Here is a 15,559-nt window from a genome sequence, read left to right on the forward strand (position 1 = left end):
CGCCGGCACCGGGAGGCAGCGGCCGTGAGTGAGTCCCCACCGACCACCCCGGTCTGCTACCGGCACCCCGGCCGGGAGACGTACGTCCGGTGCACCCGCTGCGACCGGCCGATCTGCCCGGACTGCATGCGGGACGCCTCGGTCGGGCACCAGTGCCCCGAGTGCGTGGACGAGGGACGTCGTAGCGTGCGGCCGACGCGTACCGCCTTCGGCGGCGGTACCGTCGGCCGCCACGGCTACGTCACGAAGACCCTGATCGCGCTGAACGTGCTGCTCATGGTCCTGTCCATCGCCTCCGACCGGGGCGGGGACGCGGTGGCGGGCGGCTCCGGCTTCGGTGGCCTGATGGGCGGCAGCACGCCGCTGACCGACTGGGGCTCGGTGCTCGGCCAGGCCCTCTTCCCCGACGGCAGCGTGCACGGCATCGCCCAGGGCGAGTGGTACCGGCTGGTCACCGCGATGTTCCTGCACTACGGCGTGATCCACCTGCTGCTGAACATGTGGGCGCTCTGGGTGCTCGGTCGGTCGCTGGAGGCCAACCTCGGGCCGCTGCGCTTCCTCTCCCTCTACCTGGTCGCCGGGCTCGGCGGGAACGTGGCCGCCTACCTGTTCAGCGCCGAGAACTCCACCACGGCCGGGGCATCCACCGCGGTCTTCGGCCTGTTCGCCGCGTTGATCGTGATCGAACGCCGGATGGGGCGGGACATCTCCTCGGTGCTCCCGGTCCTGGTGATCAACCTGGTCTTCACCCTGACCGTGCCGGGCATCTCCATCCCCGGCCACCTCGGCGGGCTGGTGGTCGGCGGGGTGCTCGCCCTGCTGCTGGCGTACGCGCCCCGGTCCCGGCGCGGGCTGTTCCAGGCCGCCGGCGCCGTGCTGGTGCTGGTGGCGCTGATCGGGCTCGCGGTGGTCCGCACGGCGTCGCTCACGGGCTGATCACCGACGCGGGGGGGCCGGGCCGCAGCGTGGCGTCAGGGGGTCTCGCCGTGGGCGGCGCGTAGCGCCTCGGCCACCTCAACGGGCGGGGCGTCCAGGTCGTACCGGCCGAACAGGTGCAGCGAGTCGCCCGCGTCGATCTCCAGGATCTCGGTGGACAGCCCCAGCCGGGGTCTACGGTCCACGGTGATCGCTTCGACGGTGTCCCAGGCGACCCGGCGTCGGCCGGCGAAACCCCGGACCACCGTGATCCCCGCCGGGTCGACGGCGAGCCGCACCGGCACCAGCAGGTCGCGGGCCGCCCAACCGGCCAGCCCGACGGCGGCCGCCGCGGCCAGCACCAGCCGCACCTGGTCGCCCTCGGCGAAGAGCAGCCCGAGCCCGACCAGCGCCGCCGCGCCGACCAGCTTGACCACCGGCACCGAGGTCGGCACCCGCCACTGCCGCTCCGCCGTCGACGACTCCGGGATCCGCTCTGGCCGCATGCGTACAGCATGCCCTGCCGGGACCGCCTCGGCCTGCCGGGACCGCCTCGGCCTGCCGGGACCGCCTCGGCCTGCCGGGACCGCCTCGGCCTGCCGGGACCGCCTCGGCCTGTGCGGGGCACGGCGGGCCGGGACAGGACGTAGTATCGAGGCCCGCCAAGTTACCGGGGAGTAAACATGAGTGACGCGGTCATCGTCGGTGCGGTACGGACCCCGGTCGGGCGACGCAAGGGCAGCCTGGCGTCCGTGCATCCGGTCGACCTCTCGGCCCATGTGCTGCGCGCCCTGGCCGAGCGCACCGGGATCGATCCCGAGCAGGTCGACGACGTCGTGTGGGGCTGCGTGTCCCAGGTCGGCGAGCAGTCGTGGAACGTCGCCCGCAACGGCGTGCTCGCCGCCGGCTGGCCGGAGTCGGTGCCCGGCACCACCCTGGACCGGCAGTGCGGGTCCAGCCAGCAGGCCCTGCACTTCGCCGCCGCCACCGTCGCGTCCGGCCAGGCCGAGCTGGTGGTGGCCGGCGGCGTCGAGTCGATGACCCGGGTGCCGATGGGCTCCAGCGTCGGCGACGCCGCTCCGTTCAGCGACCAGATCCGCGACCGCTACCGGGGGGTCGAGGGCTTCGCCGAGGACTCCCCGCTGCCGTTCAACCAGGGCGTCGGCGCGGAGCTGATCGCCGCTCGCTGGCGCTTCTCCCGCGCCCAACTCGACGAGTTCGCCCTGGCCAGCCACGAGAAGGCCGCCGTCGCGCAGGACGCCGGGGCGTTCGACCCCGAGCTGGCCACCGTGGTCCTGCCCGAAGGCGGGAGGTTCGCCGCCGACGAGGGCATCCGCCGGGACACCACGCTGGCGAAGCTCGGCGAGCTGAAGACCCCGTTCCGGTCCGACGGCGTGGTCACCGCCGGCTCGGCGTCCCAGATCTCCGACGGCGCCGCCGCGCTCGCCGTCACCACCTCCGAGTGGGCCGGCCGGCACGGCCTGCGCCCGTTGGCCCGGGTGCACACCGCCGTGGTCGCCGCCGACGACCCGGTCGCCATGCTCACCGCCCCCATCCCGGCCACCGCGAAGGCGCTGCGCCGCGCGGGGCTGGGCATCGAGGAGATCGGCGTGTACGAGGTGAACGAGGCGTTCGCCCCGGTCCCGCTGGCCTGGCTGGCCGAGACGGAGGCCGACCCGGAGCGGCTGAACCCGCGCGGCGGCGCGATCGCCCTGGGCCACCCGCTCGGCGCCTCCGGGGCCCGGATCATGACCACCATGCTCCAGCACATGCGGGACAACGGCATCCGCTACGGCCTGCAGACCATGTGCGAGGGCGGCGGCATGGCCAACGCCACCATTGTCGAGCTGCTCTGACCGCCCAGCCCGCCCGGCGGACCGCCGGAACGCCGGAACGTGGAAGTTCCGCAAATCGGCCGTGACCCATGTCACGCCGCTCCCCCTGTCGTTGGGCAGGGCATGGACGTCTTCTCCCGAACGTTCCTGCCCGCAGCCGCCGACACCGGACTGGCGGCGCAGACCGTCAGCCGGCACATACCGATATTCCGCCGCTGCGTCGGCGCGGGCGACGCCACCATCCTGGTGACCCGGTGCAGCCGGCCCCAACGCCCGGTCGGCGAGTACCTCCTGCTGCTGACCCACCGGCGACTCGTCGTCATCCGGCAGACCCGGGTGCTGCACCGTCTGTGCCTGCACCTCAACGCCGAGCTGCGCGAGCTGACCGACGTCACGTGGAGCCCGGACCCCCGGCTGCCCGCGGTCGAGCTGGCCGCCACCGCCATCGACGGCGTCCGGGAGCGGTTCCTCATCCGGCCCCAGCACCCGAGGCAGGTGTGGCAGCTCGACGCCCTGCTGCACCACGCGTTCCGGACCCGGCTCCGGACGGCCCGGGAGCGGATCGTGGCCACCATCGGCGAGGCCCCGGCCGCCGCCCGCCCCACCGCGTTGCGGCCCGTGGTGATCCGCTGAGCGGATCCTTACCCGATTCGAACACGGCTCGGCTCGTCCCGGGCGTCGAGGTTCGGCAATCATGAGCCGGTGACCGTCGACGTGCCGCCACCCTCGTCCTGATCAGGCCGGCGGGAGGGCGTAGCCGACGTAGCCCCGCCAGGTCAGCGTCCAGCCGGGCGGCACGAGCTTCACGCAGGCCGCCCGGCTGCCGGTGCAGACGATCGCGTCCGTCGAGGCGGGGGCGGCCGGCGAAAGGTCAGGCAGCACCGACTCCAGCGCCACCAGCTCGGGCGGGCGGCCGTCGGCGTCGCGCAGCAGCAGCCACCACGGGTACTCCCAGTTGTCGTTCTGTTGCACCAGCCCGATCCGCCGTGCGCCGGACGCCCGCACCGCGTCGGCGGCCCCGCGGAACTCGTCCGTCCACTGCGGCCGACGCAGGAAGCGGGTGTCCCACTCCGAGGTGGTGAAGACCGATCCGGCGCCGACCAGCCGGCGCGGGAAGCCGTACGACAGGGTGAGCACCCCGGCGAGGGCGGAGGTGGCCAGCACGGTGGCGGCCAGGCCGGCGGCCACCGACCGTCGGCCCGGCGCGAGTCGGCGGCGGAACAGCGCGTCCAGCCACAGGCCGGCCAGCGGGGCTGCCAGGACCAGGGCGTACAGCAGCAGCCGGTTGCCCCACGGCTGCCATTTGATCATCGCCGTGTGCAGCAGGACGGCGGCCATCACCACGACGGCGTACGCCCGCAACGCCCCGGCCGATGCCGGGGCGACCCGGGCCGGCCGGGCCAGCGCCAGCACCGCCCCGACCAGGGCGAGCGCGCCGGTCAGCGGGAACGCCACCCGGTCCTCGTCCGGGTACCAGGCCGGCACCGGGAACACCTCCCGGCCGAAGGTGATGGCCCGGTCCTGCGGGTCCACCCCGATCGCGCGGGACCCTGCCATGATCGCTTCGGCCGCGCCGTCGCGGACCGGGGCGAGCGGCGTGTCCAGCGCGGTGTGCCCGATGCGCAGCGCGTTCACCAGGACCGACGCCGGGTCGTGCCGCTCCATCGGGATCGACTCGCGCAGCCGGGGCGGGCCCAGCGGGTGACCGAACTCGGCCTGCACCCGGGCCAGGAACGGCCCGACCACGGCCAGGGCGACCAACAGCACCAGCAGTGATCCGGCCACGGTCCGGACCACCCGGGCCGGTCCCGCCGGGCGGCCCGGGACGCCGCCGCGCACCGCCGATCCGGCCGACCCGGCCGTGGCCGCCGGGTGGCCGCCGCCCCCGACCGTCCCCGTACCGCCGGCCGCCCCGACCCCGACCAGCACCGGTCGGCCCGGGGTGCCGCCGGCCGCCCGCGCCGGCCCGCCCAGGTACGCCAGCCGGAGCTGGCCGATGCCCCAGAGCAGCAGCAACGGGCCGACCCCGATCAGCCCGCTGGTCTTCGTCACCGCGGTCAGCCCGGTCGTCGCGCCGAGCAGCAGCAGCGTGCCGGCCCCGGCCCGCCGGCGCAGCCCGTCCAGCGCCAGGGTCGCCACGCAGGCCACCCAGGCGGCGCAGACCAGGTCGGTCTGGGTGCTGGTCGCCTGGAGCGCCACCATCGGGGTGGTGGCCAGCACGAACGCGGTGAGTAGCTGGGCCCGCCGCCCCCCGCCGAGCTGGGCGGCGATCCGGGCGGCGACCAGCAGGCAGCCCACCCCGGCGGCCCACTGGACCAGGTTGTGCAGCGCGTCGCCGCCGGTGAACAGCCGCAGGTGCAGCAACAGGTACTCCGCGCCGGGCGGGATGGTCACCTGCCGGTGGATCGCGGTGGGCCAGAAATCCAGGCCGCGCTGGGCCACCCAGTGCTCCACCTTGGGCAGGTGGTAGGTCTGCGAGTCGAAGTTGTTGGGCTCGGCCAGCAGCGCGATCAGCAGCTCCACCAGGACCAGCCCGCCGAGCGTGCCGGCCAGCAGCCGCTCGCCCCGCCCCGTCGTACGCCACCGGCCGGCCAGCCCGGCGAGGCCGGCGCGGGCGGCGGCGGCCGGGCCCCACGGCGTCCCGTCGCGGCGGCGTCGCCAGCCGGCGGCCCCGGCGGCGGCGGCGAGGAAGATCAGCCAGGCGACCGCGAAGGCGGGCAGGGTCAGCAGGCGCAGCGCCCCGAGCAGCTCCACCGTCAGCACCGCGAACGCACCGGTGACCACGGCGGCTCGGATCACGGCCAGGCGCAACGGGGCGACCTCGTCGATCCCGCGTGGTCGCAGCGCCACGGTGAGCGACAGGACGGCGGCGAGTGGGGCCGCCACGAGCAGGAAGCCTGCTGCCGACATGGCGCGAAGTAAACACCATCAGACTGGATATGTTGCCCCCCACGCCCGACGGTGGGGAATACCGCCGGGTTAACTGCCAGGCTAGGCTGGGGCCGACGTGTCGCCGCCACCGTGGAGATTTCCCGTGAAGCTCTCGATCCTGATGCCGGTCTACAACGAGGAAGAACGCATCGCGGATGCGCTCAAGCAGGCGCTTGCGGTCGACTACCCGTGTGAGATCGAGATGCTCGTGGTCGACGACGGCAGCCGCGACGGCACCGGCGAGATCCTCGGCCGCGCCGACGACGCTCGGCTGAGGGTGATCACCCACCAGCGCAACGCGGGCAAGGGCGCGGCCATCAAGACGGCGGTCGACAACGCTGACGGCGAATACATGGTCATCCTCGACGCCGACCTGGAGTACGACCCGCAGGACATCCCCAAGCTGCTCGCCCCGGTGCTCGACGGTCGGGCCACGGTGGTCTACGGCAACCGCACCTTCGGCAGCCACAGCGCGTACAGCTTCTGGTACGTGATGGGCAACAAGGGCGTCACCATGGCGGCCAACGTGCTGTTCAACTCGTACATCGGCGACCTGGAGACCTGCTTCAAGCTGATGCCGGTCGCCCTCTACCGCTCCCTCGACGTCCGCTCCCGGGGCTTCGGCATGGAGGCCGAGGTGACCGGCAAGCTGCTGCGCCGGCGCATCCGCCCGTACGAGGTGCCGATCAGCTACCGGGCGCGGGGCCGCGAGGAGGGCAAGAAGATCACCTGGAAGGACGGCGTCGAGGCGATCTGGATCCTCGGCCGGGAGCGCACCCGCCGCCGTCCCGTCGACACCCCGCGGCGCTGACCCAGGTCAGCGCCCCGCTTCGAGGAAGGCGCTGACCGACCGGCGCAGGCCCGCCGCGTCCAGCCCGTGCCAGCGGGTGTGGTCGGCTGCGGAGCCGTACCGCCGCAGCTCCTCCCGGCCCACGCCGAGCGACAGCAGCCGGTGCGGCCGGTCCACCAGGGCGTCACCGACCAGCCGGGCGGACGTCCCGGCCAGGTAGGGCTCCACCAGGATCACCTCGGCCCCCGCGAGGGCCCGTAGCCCGGCCGCGTCGAACGGTCGCGGCCGGTGGGTGTACGCCACCGTCACCCCCAGGCCGGCGACCGCCGCCAGCGCCGCGTCCAGCACCGGCCCGACCGCCACCAGCAGCGGCGCTCCCGGCCCCGCGTCCCGCACCACGGCGAGCGACCCGTCCGTGCCGCGCGGCCGGTCGTTGCCCAGCGTCGACAGCCGCAGGTACGCCGGACCGTCTCCGGCCACCGCCGCGCGCAGCAGGGCGGGCACCTCGCCGGCGTGCCCGGGCACGTGCACGGTCCAGCCGGCCAGGGTGTCGATCAACGCGACGTCGGCAGGGGACAGGTGGGTCCGCCCGGCGGCGGCCCGGTCGTACGACCCGCCGATGCCGACCAGCACCGCGCTCACGCCCTGGTGGTCCAGGTCCAGCTTGATCTGTTCGTACGCCCGCTCGACGAGGAACGGGGCGTAGCTGTGCACGATCGGCCGCAGCCCGGTCAGCGCGAGCCCGCCGGCCACCCCCACCATCAACTGCTCCCGGATGCCCACGTTGAGCACCCGGTCGGGGTGCCGCCCGGAGGCCGGGGCGAACGACTCGGCCGAGATGTCGGCGAGCACCAACGCGGTACGCGGCTGCTCGGCCAGCAGCGCCGTGGTCGTGTCGACGAAGGCGTCCCGCATCATCGTGGTCACTCTCCCTCCCGGACGACCGCGACGACCACGTGCGGCCGGTTCCCGTCCTGCCCGGTGAGGGCGTCGTGCAGGGCGTCGTGGTCACGCCCGTCCACGGTCGCGGCGGTCCACCCGTTGACGGTGAACCGGGTCGCGATCCCGCCGCGCCAGCCGTGGCTGGCCGAGTCGTTGTCGATCACCACGGCGGTCAGGTTCGCCAGCCCGACCGCGCCCGCGTACGCGATCGCCTCGTGGTTGGACCCCTCGTCCAGTTCGGCGTCGCCGAGCAGGACGTACACGCGGGGGGTGGCCAGGCCCTGGGCCCGCAGCCCGAGCGCGGTGCCCGCGCCCAGACCGAGGCCGTGGCCGAGCGAGCCGGAGCCGATCTCCACCCCGGGGACCAGCAGCCGGTCCGGGTGTTCGCCGAGCAGGCTGTCCGGGCCGCCCTGGTCGTCGAGCCAGTCGACGGGCACGAAGCCCTTCGCGGCCAGCACGGCGTAGTAGCCGGCGACGGCGTGCCCCTTGGAGAGCAGGAACCGGTCCCGGTCCGGGTCGTCGACGGTCGCCGGGGTGATCCGTAGCACCCGGTCGTAGAGCACCCGGAGGACGTCGAGGGTCGAGTACACGTTCGGGTCGAACTCCCGGCCTGCCCGGACCCGCTCCAACAGGTGCCCGAGCGGTGCGGGCGGGTCGCCTTCGGCGGCCCGCGTGGTGGCGCTCATGATGGTCATGCCGCTAGCCTGCAAGTTGAAGTCCCCTTCAACTCAAGGCGACGTGATGCAGGAATCCCTGACCATCGGCCAGCTCGCCGCCCGCAGCGGCGTCGCGCAGTCGGCGCTTCGCTACTACGAGCGTCTCGGCCTGATCCGGGCCGACCGCACGAGCGGCAACCAGCGCCGGTACGCCCGCACCGAGCTGCGCCGGGTGGCGTTCGTCCGGATCTCCCAGCAGGTCGGCATCTCGCTGGAGGAGATCCGCGACGCGCTGGACTCGCTGCCCGCCTCCCGCACCCCGACGGCCGCCGACTGGGCGGAGCTGTCGACCGCGTGGCGGGCCCGGCTGAGCGAGAAGATCCGGCTGATGATCAAGCTCCGCGACGACCTGGACGGCTGCGTCGGCTGCGGCTGCCTGTCGTTGCAGCGCTGCACCCTCTACAACCCGGAGGACAAGCTCTCGGGCGAGGGCCCCGGTGCCCGGCTCCTGCTGCCCCCCGCCGAGCAGGCACCGCCCGCCGGGTGACACGCCGGGGTCACCCGAGGGTGAGCAGCACCTTGCCGACGTGGTCGTTGGACTCGACCAGGCGGTGCGCGTCGGCGGCCTCGGCCATCGGCAGCCGCCGGTCGACGACCGGGCGGACCGCCCCGGCGGCCACCAGAGGCCAGACCTGCTCCCGCACACCCGCGACGATCGCCGCCTTCTCCGCCGGCGGCCGGGACCGCAGCGCGGTGGCCGCCACCGAGCCCCGCTTCGCCAGCAGCGCGCCCAGGTCCAGCTCCGCCTTCCGGCCGCCCTGCATGCCGATCACCACGAGCCGGCCGCCGGTGGCCAGCGCGGCCACGTTCCGGGCCAGGTAGGAAGCGCCCATGATGTCGAGGATGACGTCCGCGCCCCGGCCGCCGGTGACCCGCCGGACCTCCTCGACGAAGTCCTGCTCGCGGTAGTCGATCGCGTGCGCGGCGCCCAGCTCGCGCAGCCGCTCGTGCTTGGCCGACCGGGCGGTCACCACGACCGTCGCACCGACCGCCCTGCCGAGCTGGACGGCGAACGTGCCGATCCCGCTGCCCCCGCCGTGCACCAGCAGCGTCTCGCCCTTCGCCAGCCCGGCGAGCCGGACCACGTTCGACCAGACCGTGCAGGCCACCTCCGGCAGCGCCGCCGCGTCGACCAGACTTACGCCGGCCGGCACCGGCAGGAGCTGCCCGGTGGGCACGGTCACCCGCTCGGCGTACCCGCCGCCGGCCAGCAGCGCGCAGACCTCCTGGCCGACCGCCCACCCGGTGACGTCCGCGCCGACCGCGCCGACCACCCCCGAGCACTCCAACCCGGGGTACGCGGGCGCGCCCGGCGGCGGCGGGTAGTGCCCCTGCCGTTGCAGCAGGTCGGCCCGGTTCACCGCGCTGGCCCGCACGTGCACGACCACCTCGCCGGGGCCGGGCTCCGGATCGGGCACCTCCGCCCAGACGAGTGCGTCGGGTCCGCCGGGCTCCGGGATCGTGATCGCGTGCATGGCCCAGTCTTACCCCATCCGGCCCGCCGTCCACGCCCGGACGGGGATCGGGCCGGCCGTGTCCCCTGGGGGCGGCTCGACGGTGCCCCTGCCGGAGGCGGCCCGCACCGCCGCAGGCGCACCGATCGGGGGAGCGGGCGGGTCGGCAGCTCGGCCACTGTGGACCTCACGCAGCGGAGATTCCGCTGCTCAGCACGACGGGCAGGGGCGCCCACATCCGGCCGCCCTGCCAACCAGGGTGGGATGGCGGCTCGCCCGTGCGCCGGCTTCTGGCAGACTAGGCGGCGGGCGCGTCCTGCGGGGCGTGGTCCGGGAGGGTTCGCCTAGTGGCCGATGGCGCTGGTCTTGAAAACCGGTAAGGCAGCGATGTCTTCGTGGGTTCGAATCCCACACCCTCCGCTCCGTGGGCAGCAAAAATGCCCCCTGACCAGCGCGAACGCCGGTCAGGGGGCGTTTCACGGTTGGCGAACCGGTCTCACTTCGTCCCGCTGGTGGCCGTCGCGTCTCACTGGTCATGTCGTATCCGTGTCGGCGCTATCCGGCCTCCTCGGTGCCCAACGCTCCCTCGATCCGCTTCCGGGCCGCCTCGTCTTGGCCGTCGATGCACGAGGCGTAGACCTTCAACAGCACGTGCACGCTGTGCCCGGCCCACTGCGCGACCTGGGTCGCTGGCACGCCAGCGTTGAGCCAGAGCGACACGGCAGCGTGCCGCAGGTCGTACGGCCGGTGCGCCAGCGGTGAGCGCTGTTGAGCGGGTGTCAGCGCTGCCTCGCGCGCTTGCCGCCAGGCGCGGAGGTAGGTGCTCTTCGACACCGGGGCCACCCGAGCGCCAGCGGCGTTGAACATGCGGCCGTTGGCGTTCCGGCAGTGCTCCCGTAGGTGGTGCCGCAGGATGCGAACCAGTTCCGGACAGGCCGGTACGTCGCGGGTTGCCTTCTTCGCTCGGTGCTTCAGTTCGCGGTCTTCGAGCGACGTGCCGCCATCGCTCCAATCCTCGCCCACCTGCTGCGTCGACCCGCTGAGGTGAAGCCACCCCCACCCCTCTTCGGGTAATTCGCATTCGTCGGCCCGAAGATGGATCACCTCGGAAGGGCGCAGGGCGGCGAAGTACATGCAGGCGAAGAATCCTTCCAAGTGCGGGTCACGGTCACGCACCGCGGCGAGCAATGACCGGGCCTGCTGAGGGTTCACCACCACCTTCCGGTCGACCTGGTCGGTGTTCTTCGGTGCGCGCCACTGGACGAACTCCATCGGGTGCGCATCGAGGTATCGCAATTCGACGGCGTATTTCAAGGCGCTGTAGAAGACTGCGCGCTTTCTCGCCACCGTGTTGGCGGCGGCCGGGCCACCGTCAATCCGGGTGGTCAGAAGGTCGAGCGACTTCCGGATGGTCGCCGGATTGGCTACCTCCGTCAGCGGCAGCGTGTTCGCGGTGAGCCACCGTACTACCGGCGCAAGGTCGCTCGGCGGTACGCCGTTGTCCCGGTCCCGCTGCTGCTTGTTGAAGGCCCAGGTGTAGAGAGCGTGGCGTAACTCCGCTTCGTTGGGTACCCCACGCGACGTGGCGAGCAGGGCAGGCGTCACGGTGGTGAGCGCGTCGGCGATGCTCTTGCGCTGAGTTGCGGCGGCACGGGGCCACTTCATGTCCACGAACGCAACGGCCAGGTCGTACCAACTTCGGCTGTTCAGTTCCCGGGCCATCGGTTCAGGCAACCCGGTCTTCTCGTCGAACGCCGTTCCCTCCCGCTGCGCTACGAGCAGCTTCGACCGGAAGCTCTCAGCGAGTGCCCGCGTTGCGAACGTCTTCCGGAAGGGCTTTTCAGCGACCTTCCACCGGACGGTATAGGACTTTTTCTTGCCGGCCAGCTCGTTCGCCAGGATCGCGTGAATTCGTACGCTGTAACTGCTCAAGCGGCCTCCTCGTGATCGTTCAGCCAGGCGTCGAGGTCACGGCGGCGGACGTACAGGCTGCCGTTGGGGTACTTGATGGTTCGGGGCGCGCGGCCGGTGGCCTTCCAGCGGAAGAAGGTCGACCGGGGTACGCGGAGTTCGTCCAGGACTTCGGCGAGGGTGAGCAGGCTGCCGGTGGGGGTGGTGCGCTTCGGCCTGGTGGTCACGGGCGGCTGTCCTTCCTCGGGGTGGCGTCGAGGTAGATGCGGTGCCGGGTGGATGGAGGCCGGTCGGGGTAGGGCCAGCTGACGTGGTGGATGGTGAGGACGTGGGCGAGGGCGGTGAGGGTCGCGGCTGTCTCAGCGGGTGTGCCGTGCAGCCCGATTCGCATGTAGAGCGCCTTTCGGTCGATGGGTGGCGATTGCGGAGAATGCGGGAGGTATCACCGCAGAGTGGCGTAGAACGGGCCGCTGAGAGCGCCGTAGAGCCAAGATCTCTGGCGGGTCGATGTGAAGGCATAGCCGGATGCGGCTACGTGGCTCTCAGCGGGTCGCGCTATGTCGGCCGGTGGTGGATGGTTGGTGCGTGGTGTGGGGAGGGCTGAACCATCTCGGCATCTCGGCAACTCGGCAAAGGTGCCGTTGGCCTGGGGAAACGTCTGCCGAGATCGTTTAGGGTTCGCTGTTCCATCTCGGCAACCGGCGTTCATCTCGGCAGATGGCTTGCCGAGATGCCGAGATCGATACCGATCGGCCGGTGGGATCTCGGCAGAGTGTTGTCCCTGGTAGCGGGCTGATTCTGCCGAGATGCCGAGATGCCGAGATGGTTCAGCGGGTTTCATCCGTCGTGCTGCTCGACCCAGAACACGGCCCGGTTGCCGCGTTCGTGTTTGCCGGCCCGGATGACGTGGTTGCCGCGCCAGCGTCCGGCCTGCCCGGTGAGGAGCCTGCCGAGTTGCAGCGGGTTGGGGAGGCGTCCGGCGTGGGTGGTGATGAACTGCCCTTCCCACGGGTCGTGGACGTCGCTGCCCAACTGCATGGGCTCAGCGTCCTTGCGGAGTTCAGCGGCGGTCAGAGCCCGTCCACGGTGGCGTTCGTGCCAGGTGGTGAGGAACGCGCGCCAGCGCGTTTCGTCTTCGTCGATCTCGCGGACGTCGGCGGCGTTGGTGAGGAACCCGTCGATGCCGTGGTGGGCAAGGAACCCGCCGAGGGCTTGCGCCCACGGGGTGAACTGCCGCATCGACAACCCGCTGACGCGTGGTGCCCCTTGGCGGGTCCAGTCGAGCACGAGGACCAGGAGGTGCCACAGCACGGTGAGTTGGTTGGTGGGGTCGGTGATCCACTGGTCGAGGTGGGGGATGCCGAACCCGGATTGGTCGCGCAGTTCGGGGCGGGGCATGTTCGGGTCGAGGTGCACCCGCACCGTGCGGGAGGCCATGTCGCCGCCGACTTGGAGGTTGTTGCCGGTGGCCATCCATAGCCGGTCGTTGACGGTGGCGACGTTGCGGGACGCGCCAAGCTGCCGGTCGGACCATACGCCGCTGGTGACGAGCTGGGCGAGTACGGCGGAGTCGATGACGGTTCCCTCGGCGAGGTTGTCCCAGATGACCACGCCGACCTGTTCGGCGAGAACCGCGGTGATGGACTTGCGGAGTTCTTCGTCGGAGTAGGCCCAGGTCATGACCCGCTGCCCGTAGAGCATGCCGGGACCAGCGGTGAGGATCGTTTTCCCGGACGATGGCATGGTGGCGTCGATCAGCGCGAACGGCGTCAGGCTACGGGTGAAGTGCCGCAGGATCGGCGTCGCCAACAAGGCCACGTAGTTCGCCCGATCGGCGGCGCTGGCCCAGGGAAAGTCACGCAGGAACCGGCCGAGCAGGAACGTACGCGCCTCGGCCACCTGCTCCGGGGTGGGTTCGTCCGGCACCGGCGGGAGAGCGACCTTCGACGCGAGGTAGAGGCCGGTGGCCGGGTCGTAGCCGGGCCGCTGCAACAAGGTGCCGTCCCGGCGTAGCACCGGAGCGCCGATGATCCCGCGCAGCGGCGGCACGTTCGGCCACGTCTTCCCCGCGAGCACGGACGACAGGATCTCCCGAGGTGGCGTCACTTCTTCCTCGAAGAGTTCCGGGTCACCGGCTTCGTTCTTGCGGGTCTTGAGCCGGTAGACGTAGGCGTGTTCGGCGAGCAACCCCGCCAGCCCGGCTGGGGTGAGCGTGCTCGCGGCCACCGGGAGCGGGGAGTCGTCGTCGGCGGCGGTGGTCAACCCGCCCGAGACGGCTTCCATGTGGACGAGGGACCCGGCGGACACGTAGGTGTCGGGGAGTACGCCGTCGGTGAGTGCGGCCTTGAGGACGCGGATGGTTTCGGGTGCTGAACCAACCTGGAGGCGGGGCGTGGTGGTCATGCGGCGACCTTCCGGGGTTGACGCGCGCCGACCCGCAGACCGGACGCGATGGTGCGGGTGATCTCGCCCGGCTGGAGGCCGATGGACAGGGCAGCGGGTTCCAACACGGCGGTCACGTCGGCGTCGGTGAGGGCGCCCCCGGCGGCCAACTGCCCCAGGGCGACAGCCGAGGCGAACAGGGCGTGGTTGCGTTGACCGTTCGGGGCGGCGGTCAGGTGGGCCAGCTGGCGGCGGATCGCGGCAGCCACGTACGCGCCGTGCCGGTCAACGGGCAGCGTCACCACCGGGGCGCGGTGTGCGGGTCGCGGGGCGTGGGTGAGCAGTCCGGCGAGCCATGCGGGTAGCGGGGCGGGGTCGACGTCCAACGCCACCTCGTAGGGGCGTCCGGTGACGGTGGTGCCGGCGGCGACGACGTAGCCGCCGTGGGAGCGGGTGTCGACCAGCCATCCGAGCGACCCGGACGTGTTCCGCAACGCCGGCCCGGTGTCGGGGTGCCGGTAGTAGAGGTGGCTCCCGCCCCGGCCGGTGGTCACGGTGTAGGTGGGTTCGATGGTGCCGCCGTGCTGGTGGGCCAGGGCGGCGAGCACGTCGACACCATCGGCCGCATCGGCCCACGGCGGGGGTGGGGTGTCCGTGTCGGTCTTCGGGGTGTCGAGGTCGACCACCATCAGACCGGCCGGGCCGCACGCGATGCCGATGCCGTAGGGGCGCGTCGACCAGGCCCGGCGGATACGGGTCGGGTCAGTGGTGGCGCGGTCTTCCCAGCCGAGGTGCCGGCCAGCGGCCCGGCAGCGCGGGTCGGTGAGGGTGCACCGGTCGGCGGGGTGGTCGGGAAACGCGGGTCGCTTGTCGTCGGGGCGTAGCGGGAAGACGTGCCAGCCACGGGCGGCGTGTTCGAGAGCGGTAGCCAACAGGCCAGAGTCGGGCATGGGGTGCCTCCGTTCGATGGGAGCGGGCGGGGGCGGATGAATCGACGTCGAGTCGGGTTCGGGGCGACCGGCCAGGGCGGCGGGGGTGTGCGCCGGGCAGCGAGGCCCTTGCAGGTACCGGCGCACACCCTGCGCCGTGTCGCAGTAGCGGGCGGCCGTACCGATCCAGTGCCGGCAGGCCGTACCGGTCACCGCGCGGTGTTCCTCGGACACGGGTGAGCGGCGACAGCAGCGCGGGTCACGGTGTGCCGCACATCGACGAGCAGCCCGGCCAACTGGCGGCGGGCGGCGGGTTCGATGACGGCCAGGGCGACGCGCACCCGGATTTCGGCGTGGTCCCGGCCGGCGGCCGTGCGGACGCGGGTCAGCACGGCACGCGCGCCGGGCAGGTCGACCAGGATCTCCGGGGAGCGGTGTTCGGTGAGGTTGCAGCGGTGGTCACGGGCACACCACCCGGTGTGGCCGTCGGCCGTGCGGCGGCGGGTCACTGGTGGCCTGCCCGGTACTCGTCGCGGATGTGCTCGATGATCCGGCGGCCGGTGCGGACCCGTAGGCGGGTGCCGTCGCAGCGGCGGCATTCGCGGTGGGTGCCGATGATCGTGCGGTGGTGGCCGGTGCCGTCGCAGTGGTCGCATCGCTTCCACGGGGCGACCATGCACAGGAGTAGGTACCACGCTGCGTAACCGAGGGTGGCGAGGCTAGCGAGCAGAACGATGGGGGTCACGGGATGCCT

General features: G+C 72.6%; 17 protein-coding genes and 1 tRNA gene. 6 read left to right on the forward strand and 12 right to left on the reverse strand.

Annotation, left to right across the window (positions count from 1 at the left end; all coding sequences use genetic code 11):
• Positions 1-24 precede the first annotated feature (24 nt).
• Entirely contained in the window at positions 25-936 is a 912-nt protein-coding gene (locus ACFYZF_RS19690; protein ID WP_387022669.1) for a rhomboid family intramembrane serine protease, read from the forward strand.
• Positions 937-971: 35 nt separating this feature from the next.
• Here ACFYZF_RS19690 and ACFYZF_RS19695 read toward each other — a convergent pair whose 3' ends face one another.
• Positions 972-1,421, reverse strand: a complete 450-nt coding sequence (locus tag ACFYZF_RS19695) for a PH domain-containing protein (protein WP_387022672.1) — start codon at positions 1,419-1,421, stop codon at positions 972-974.
• Between the two features lie 177 nt (positions 1,422-1,598).
• Between ACFYZF_RS19695 and ACFYZF_RS19700 the strand changes: the two genes are divergently transcribed.
• Positions 1,599-2,771 (forward strand): thiolase family protein, encoded by a 1,173-nt coding sequence (locus ACFYZF_RS19700; RefSeq protein WP_387022675.1) that lies wholly within the window; start codon positions 1,599-1,601, stop codon positions 2,769-2,771.
• Positions 2,772-2,873: 102 nt separating this feature from the next.
• Positions 2,874-3,383, forward strand: a complete 510-nt coding sequence (locus tag ACFYZF_RS19705) for a hypothetical protein (protein WP_387022678.1) — start codon at positions 2,874-2,876, stop codon at positions 3,381-3,383.
• Between the two features lie 102 nt (positions 3,384-3,485).
• Here the strand turns inward: ACFYZF_RS19705 and ACFYZF_RS19710 are convergent, their stop codons facing one another.
• Entirely contained in the window at positions 3,486-5,660 is a 2,175-nt protein-coding gene (locus ACFYZF_RS19710; RefSeq protein WP_387022680.1) for a hypothetical protein, read from the reverse strand.
• 124 nt (positions 5,661-5,784) lie between these two features.
• Between ACFYZF_RS19710 and ACFYZF_RS19715 the strand changes: the two genes are divergently transcribed.
• Complete coding sequence (locus ACFYZF_RS19715; RefSeq protein ID WP_387022683.1) at positions 5,785-6,492, forward strand: glycosyltransferase family 2 protein; 708 nt, start codon at positions 5,785-5,787, stop codon at positions 6,490-6,492.
• Positions 6,493-6,498: 6 nt separating this feature from the next.
• On the opposite strand, the gene ACFYZF_RS19720 is transcribed toward ACFYZF_RS19715, so the two are convergent.
• Together ACFYZF_RS19720 and ACFYZF_RS19725 are read right to left on the reverse strand one after the other, a co-directional pair.
• On the reverse strand, positions 6,499-7,386 hold the full coding sequence (locus ACFYZF_RS19720) for a transketolase family protein (protein ID WP_387022805.1): 888 nt from the start codon (positions 7,384-7,386) through the stop codon (positions 6,499-6,501).
• 8 nt (positions 7,387-7,394) lie between these two features.
• Entirely contained in the window at positions 7,395-8,108 is a 714-nt protein-coding gene (locus ACFYZF_RS19725) for a transketolase (RefSeq protein WP_387022686.1), read from the reverse strand.
• 46 nt (positions 8,109-8,154) lie between these two features.
• On the opposite strand from ACFYZF_RS19725, the gene soxR reads away from it, so the two are divergent.
• The gene (soxR, locus tag ACFYZF_RS19730) at positions 8,155-8,616 is read left to right on the forward strand and encodes a redox-sensitive transcriptional activator SoxR (protein WP_387022689.1); all 462 of its coding nucleotides are present in this window, start codon (positions 8,155-8,157) and stop codon (positions 8,614-8,616) included.
• A 10-nt stretch (positions 8,617-8,626) separates the two neighbouring features.
• Here the strand turns inward: soxR and ACFYZF_RS19735 are convergent, their stop codons facing one another.
• Positions 8,627-9,604 carry an NAD(P)H-quinone oxidoreductase gene (locus ACFYZF_RS19735; protein WP_387022692.1) on the reverse strand — a complete coding sequence of 326 codons (978 nt, stop codon included), beginning with the start codon at positions 9,602-9,604 and terminating at the stop codon, positions 8,627-8,629.
• Between the two features lie 312 nt (positions 9,605-9,916).
• Between ACFYZF_RS19735 and ACFYZF_RS19740 the strand changes: the two genes are divergently transcribed.
• Positions 9,917-10,003 (forward strand) — tRNA-Ser (locus ACFYZF_RS19740).
• 135 nt (positions 10,004-10,138) lie between these two features.
• Here the strand turns inward: ACFYZF_RS19740 and ACFYZF_RS19745 are convergent.
• The 7 genes from ACFYZF_RS19745 to ACFYZF_RS19775 form a co-directional block, all read right to left on the reverse strand.
• Positions 10,139-11,515, reverse strand: coding sequence for a tyrosine-type recombinase/integrase (locus tag ACFYZF_RS19745; protein WP_387022694.1), 1,377 nt, complete (start codon positions 11,513-11,515; stop codon positions 10,139-10,141).
• A complete protein-coding gene (locus ACFYZF_RS19750) occupies positions 11,512-11,721 on the reverse strand; it encodes a helix-turn-helix transcriptional regulator (protein ID WP_387022697.1) in 210 nt (69 codons plus the stop codon). The genes ACFYZF_RS19745 and ACFYZF_RS19750 overlap by 4 nt, the downstream gene beginning before the upstream one ends.
• Positions 11,718-11,885: a hypothetical protein gene (locus ACFYZF_RS19755; protein WP_387022700.1), complete on the reverse strand. Its 168-nt coding sequence runs from the start codon at positions 11,883-11,885 to the stop codon at positions 11,718-11,720. The genes ACFYZF_RS19750 and ACFYZF_RS19755 overlap by 4 nt, the downstream gene beginning before the upstream one ends.
• Before the next feature lie 446 nt (positions 11,886-12,331).
• Positions 12,332-13,897, reverse strand: a complete 1,566-nt coding sequence (locus tag ACFYZF_RS19760) for a hypothetical protein (protein WP_387022703.1) — start codon at positions 13,895-13,897, stop codon at positions 12,332-12,334.
• Entirely contained in the window at positions 13,894-14,826 is a 933-nt protein-coding gene (locus ACFYZF_RS19765) for a bifunctional DNA primase/polymerase (protein ID WP_387022706.1), read from the reverse strand. Before ACFYZF_RS19765 ends, ACFYZF_RS19760 begins: the two co-directional genes overlap by 4 nt.
• Positions 14,827-15,014: 188 nt before the next feature.
• Positions 15,015-15,314, reverse strand: coding sequence for a hypothetical protein (locus tag ACFYZF_RS19770; protein ID WP_387022708.1), 300 nt, complete (start codon positions 15,312-15,314; stop codon positions 15,015-15,017).
• Positions 15,311-15,550, reverse strand: a complete 240-nt coding sequence (locus tag ACFYZF_RS19775) for a hypothetical protein (protein WP_387022711.1) — start codon at positions 15,548-15,550, stop codon at positions 15,311-15,313. Before ACFYZF_RS19775 ends, ACFYZF_RS19770 begins: the two co-directional genes overlap by 4 nt.
• Between the last annotated feature and the right edge of the window lie 9 nt (positions 15,551-15,559).

The sequence above is a fragment of the Micromonospora sp. NPDC001898 genome (assembly GCF_042891255.1).
Classification (GTDB): Bacteria; Actinomycetota; Actinomycetes; order Mycobacteriales; family Micromonosporaceae; genus Micromonospora.